The organism is Bacillus haikouensis (genome assembly GCF_013179555.1).
Lineage (GTDB): Bacteria > Bacillota > Bacilli > Bacillales > Bacillaceae_B > Rossellomorea > Rossellomorea haikouensis_A.
The window spans coordinates 1-4,972 of sequence record NZ_JABMCR010000286.1 but is presented as its reverse complement, the minus strand read 5'-3'; the positions used below and the strand labels follow the sequence as shown (position 1 = coordinate 4,972).

The following is a 4,972-nucleotide window of genomic DNA, read 5'->3' as shown; positions in this document are numbered from 1 at the left end:
CTGAATCCTTTTTACCGCGTTTGAAAATTGCTCTTCGTTCATCGAGACTCTAATTCCGGAAGCACCTTCGTTAAGAGGCGTAAACTCTTCCGCTTCCTTCTCTGCAAGGTGTTCTTGCCACAACGAAGTCCACTTTTCCAATCGTATTTGTGCAGAGACCTCCTCCTCTTGTGTCAGGATCATCGTCCAAAGCATCTCTTCTTTATGATCAAATACGACCCATTCATCTAAATAAAAGAAATACACCTCAGGAACCTTAAGGTCATCCTGGCTCAGTACAGGAAGGTTCTCAATTCGCCTGACGTAATCATAACTTAAAAAGCCAATGACGCCACCCTGAAAATCCGGGAGGTCAGGCTCTCTCTCTGTCTTCAACGGCTGCAGCCATTTTTCCAGCTCAATCAGCGGGTCTCCGATTCTTGTTTCAGTGTTCTTGTCATCGTGAATCTTTAACCCTTCTTCCATACTTTCCAATACCGCTTTAGGCTGAAGTCCGGCAACACTATATTGTCCACCCCGACCGCTTTCCAGCAAAACATGATGGGATTGATGCTTGCTGAGTTGTTCATATGCTGAGAAGAATTGTTCTTTCGTTGTACGGTTTTTTTGAAAATATAGGTGCTGCACTTGCTTCACACTCCTACTTGTTTATCTTCTTTCATGATACATGAACTTGAGGAAGGTTTCACTGTTGAAAGTTTGGAAGTGGACGTTTTGCCGGGTATCTCCGGCTGGAGAGAAAACAACTTTATTGAAAAGAACTAAATTCTACTAAAACCGCGCTCTGAAGTCCCCGAAGAAGTCTCGTCTTTCACTCAATTAACAGCTCGAGCGTCCTTTTAAAAAACAATACCTAAACAAAGGAGGGCAAGCTGATTTCCCTTATCCATTAAGAAACTTTACTTAAAACAACAACCTGATGGAAACAGCGAAAAAAAGATCCTGAAGCAAAGGTTGCTCCAAGATCCGGTCATTCATTATTCATTATCAAATTGATAAAGCGGGGTGCTTAGATAACGCTCGCCGTTGCTAGGGATGACGGCCAGTACTTTCTTTCCTTTTCCGAGTTCTTTCGCCACTTTCAGTGCTGCATAGATGGCTGCACCAGAAGAGATCCCTCCAAGGATTCCTTCTTCCTTCGCTGCTCTCCTTGCGTAATCGAAAGCCTCTTCATTTCTTACTTGAATCACTTCATCATAAATGGATGTATTAAGGATGTCAGGTACAAATCCTGCTCCGATTCCCTGTATTTTATGAGGGCCTGGCTTTCCGCCTGACAAAATCGGGGAGTCAGTTGGTTCCACTGCGTATAACTTGATCGAAGGATAATGCTCTTTCAGCACTTCTCCAGCCCCGGTAATCGTCCCGCCTGTTCCGATCCCGGATACGAAACCATCAAGCTGACCGCCCATTTGCTCCACGATCTCTTTACCAGTCGTTTCCCGATGAACCTTAGGATTTGCTTCATTTTTAAACTGCTGAGGCATGAAATATCCTTTTTCATTAGCGAGCTCTTCCGATTTACGGATCGCCCCGCCCATGCCTTCGGAACCCGGAGTCAATACAAGTTCAGCACCGTATGCACGTAAAAGGTTGCGTCTTTCCATACTCATTGTATCAGGCATGACCAGTACCGCTTTATATCCTTTTGCTGCCGCAACCATCGCCAATCCGATCCCTGTATTCCCGCTGGTCGGTTCCACAATGAAATCTCCCGGTTTAAGGCTGCCTGATTTTTCAGCTTCCTCAATCATCGCTAACGCAATTCTGTCTTTTACGCTGCTGCCGGGATTCATATATTCCAACTTCAAATATACATCGGCACTATTTTCATCAACCAAACGATTAAGTTTCACAATTGGAGTCTGACCAATTAATTCCGAAATTGAATTTGCAACTCTCACCATTTATTCCTCACTCCTAATCCCTAGTAATTTTGTTGGATTTGTTTTCTAAAATGTAACAATATTCAATATATTTGTCAACCGAAAAGCACAGGGGCTTTGCTCAGAGGCGGGTGACATAAGACGAATCGGCCATGAAGGCGTTTTTTGCCTTCTTGGACGGTTTGGCTTATGGCATGTGCCTCTAAGCCCTGGAGCTGGACACCGAAAAGCGCAGACGGCCAGTACCTTTTTCTACTCTATTCACCTTTTATCCCTTCTATGTTTCGTTAAACCCCATATGTTTATGTATATACAAGAAGACTGGCCGTCTGAATGCCAGTCTTCCCTTTATTGTGTTATTGTTCAGTCCCATAAAACCATTCAACTTCTGCTTCCTCCCAGAATGCTTCAGGGAGAAGCGGTGTCTCCACCTGTTCAATTGCAAGCTGGCGGCGAATTTGTGACTTTACCTCATCGAAGCTGTATTTTCTTTCTTTCATGACGTCTTCCAGAAGGTAGATCACGTAATCGGATTCAAATTTTACAGGCTGACTCCACTCGCCTTCTTTCAACGAATCGAGTTCTTTCACCGCATCAGGTGTTAAGAGCTCCCCGTCTGCCGGTATATAACCAATCTCTCCTCCGAGGTGGGCACTTTGACCATCAGTAGAACGTTCCATTGCCAGTACATCAAAGCTCGATCCGTTCTTAAGTTCTTTGATGACCTGGCCGGCCTGAGATTCATCACTAACTTTAATCTGTTTCAAATTGTACATTTTCGGAATCGAATACATTTCTTCATTCTGCTTATAGAAGGTTTTCATCTCTTCTTCCGAGACTTCCACATCTTTTGTCAAAAGCTCTTCCAATAATAAATCCGATTTGATCTGGACTTTGACTGTTTCCTCATCATCTGTGTATTCTTCATCGAACGAATTATAAACAGAACGGATTAAATCATACTCTTGATCAACCTCTTTATCGGATACGAAAATATCATATTTCTTAGCGACCTTTCCAATAACCTTTTGATTAATCAATTGTTTAAGTTCTTGTTCTCCGTATTTTTGTTCAAGTGAATACAGCCATTCTTCTCTGGTGACGGAAACATCGCCAACAGTTGCAACGACTTCGCTTCCGGCTTTTATCCCCCCCAAGCTGGAGGATGCCTCCGGCTTTAACCACAGGAACAGCGTGACAATGTTCGTGACAATCAATAAAGCTGCTCCAATCAGTAAAGGTAACGGTTTAATTTTCATTGATTGTAATTCTCCCTAACGAGTTTTACTTTTTGGCTTCTTCTTTGAGTTCCTCTAATTCTTTATCTGAGAACACATATGTTTCATTACAGAAATGGCATTTCGCTTCTGCTTGTTGATCTTCATCGATAATCTCCTGGATTTCTGTTTCACCAAGGCTGATGATCGCGTTGGCGAATCGATCTCTTGAACATTGACACTTAAATGATACAGGCATTGTCTCAAGAACTTTCACTTCTCCTTCACCAAGTACTTCTTCAAGTACTTCTTCAGGAGTCAGTCCTTTCTCAATGAGCTTAGAAATTGGGGGGATTTTCGATAGTCTTTCTTCTATTTTTGTTATCGTTTCATCTTCTGTGCCGGGCATTAGTTGAAGGATGAATCCTCCTGCAGCCAAGATTGAATTATCCGGATTCACAAGCACTCCGACCCCTACAGAGGAAGGAACCTGCTCTGAAGTCACAAAATAATAGGTGAAATCTTCTCCAAGTTCACCGGAAACAATCGGCACCTGTCCAGAGAAGTGGTCTCTCATGCCAATGTCCTTTACTACGGAAAGGGTCCCTGACGTTCCCACTGCACGCCGCACATCTAGTTTTCCATGCTCGTTCAGATCAAAGTGAACATGTGGATTGGATACATATCCCCGCACTTCCCCCTTGGCATTGCTATCCACAAGGATCGCTCCGATCGGGCCGCCACCCTCCACTTTAATCGTTAGTTTATTTTCTCCTTTAAGCATGGCTCCCATCATGACACCTGCACTGATGGAGCGGCCCAATGCTGCTGATGCAGTCGGCCATGTATCATGCCTTCTTTGCGCTTCACCAACGGTTTCCGTACTATTGACAGCGTACGCACGCACTTGGCCTTCATAAGCAAGTGCTTTTACTAAATAGTCGCTCATATACAGACTCCTTTCACTGGTTCATGTTTCGTTTATAAATCAATTTCAATCCTTTAAGGGTTAGGAACGGGTCCACAACATCAATTGTGTCCGATTCCTTGGAGATCAGAGCAGCCAGTCCTCCTGTGGCTATGACAGTCGGTACCTCTTTACTTTGCTCTTTCATTCGTTGAACGATTCCTTCAACTTGTCCAACGTAACCATAAAGTATGCCTGCCTGCATCGCCGTCACCGTGTTTTTGCCGATGATATGATCAGGCCTGGCGATTTCAATCCTTGGTAATTTCGCTGCCTTGGAGTAAAGAGCTTCTGTCGAGATGCCGATCCCAGGAGCAATCGCACCACCCATATATTGTCTTTCCTCGTTTATATAGCAATAGGTTGTAGCGGTACCAAAGTCCACGATGATGAGTGGGCCGCCGTATTCATGGATGCCTGCCACTGCATTGACGATCCGGTCTGCTCCTACTTCACGCGGGTTTTCATATTTAATATTCAATCCCGTTTTGATGCCGGGCCCTACCACAAGCGGGGTGACATTAAAATATTTCTCGCACATACGCTCCAAGCTGAACATGATGGGCGGCACAACAGAAGAAATGATGATTCCGTCTATTTCTTCAAACTTCAGATCCACATGTTGAAACAGATTTTTCACCAGCATACCGAATTCATCTTCGGTTTTATGACGATTCGTTTCCGATCTCCAATGATATTTTAAATGGTCGCCTTCATACACGCCATATACGATATTTGTATTCCCTACATCCATTACAAAAATCAATATTCTCACCTACTAAGCCATTTGTTTTCACACACTGCCAACATCATACCATATCTTTTTATTAATAGGTAAGTACAAAACCCGTTGAAAACCTTTAACGGGAGAGACTCTTTATATACCGCTGTTACTTTCATGG

Annotated in this window: 5 protein-coding genes; all 5 read right to left on the bottom strand. The window is 43.6% G+C overall.

From position 1 onward, the window contains the following. The coding region (locus HP456_RS19775) for a chorismate-binding protein (protein ID WP_512698778.1) at positions 1-627 on the bottom strand (627 nt) is incomplete at its 3' end. Between the two features lie 350 nt (positions 628-977). Further along, positions 978-1,907: a cysteine synthase A gene (gene cysK / locus HP456_RS19770; protein ID WP_172254296.1), complete on the bottom strand. Its 930-nt coding sequence runs from the start codon at positions 1,905-1,907 to the stop codon at positions 978-980. A gap of 335 nt (positions 1,908-2,242) precedes the next feature. Beyond that, complete coding sequence (locus HP456_RS19765; protein WP_172254294.1) at positions 2,243-3,145, bottom strand: peptidyl-prolyl cis-trans isomerase; 903 nt, start codon at positions 3,143-3,145, stop codon at positions 2,243-2,245. Between the two features lie 25 nt (positions 3,146-3,170). Next, positions 3,171-4,052, bottom strand: coding sequence for an Hsp33 family molecular chaperone HslO (hslO, locus tag HP456_RS19760; RefSeq protein WP_172254292.1), 882 nt, complete (start codon positions 4,050-4,052; stop codon positions 3,171-3,173). Between the two features lie 13 nt (positions 4,053-4,065). Beyond that, positions 4,066-4,836 carry a type III pantothenate kinase gene (locus tag HP456_RS19755; protein ID WP_172254290.1) on the bottom strand — a complete coding sequence of 257 codons (771 nt, stop codon included), beginning with the start codon at positions 4,834-4,836 and terminating at the stop codon, positions 4,066-4,068. Positions 4,837-4,972 lie beyond the last annotated feature (136 nt).

Excerpts from the sequence above, each read along its gene's own strand:
- cysK (WP_172254296.1), bottom strand. The coding sequence starts at position 1,907 with ATGGTGAGAGTTGCAAATTCAATTTCGGAATTAATTGGTCAGACTCCA.
- HP456_RS19765 (WP_172254294.1), bottom strand. The coding sequence starts at position 3,145 with ATGAAAATTAAACCGTTACCTTTACTGATTGGAGCAGCTTTATTGATT.
- hslO (WP_172254292.1), bottom strand. The coding sequence starts at position 4,052 with ATGAGCGACTATTTAGTAAAAGCACTTGCTTATGAAGGCCAAGTGCGT.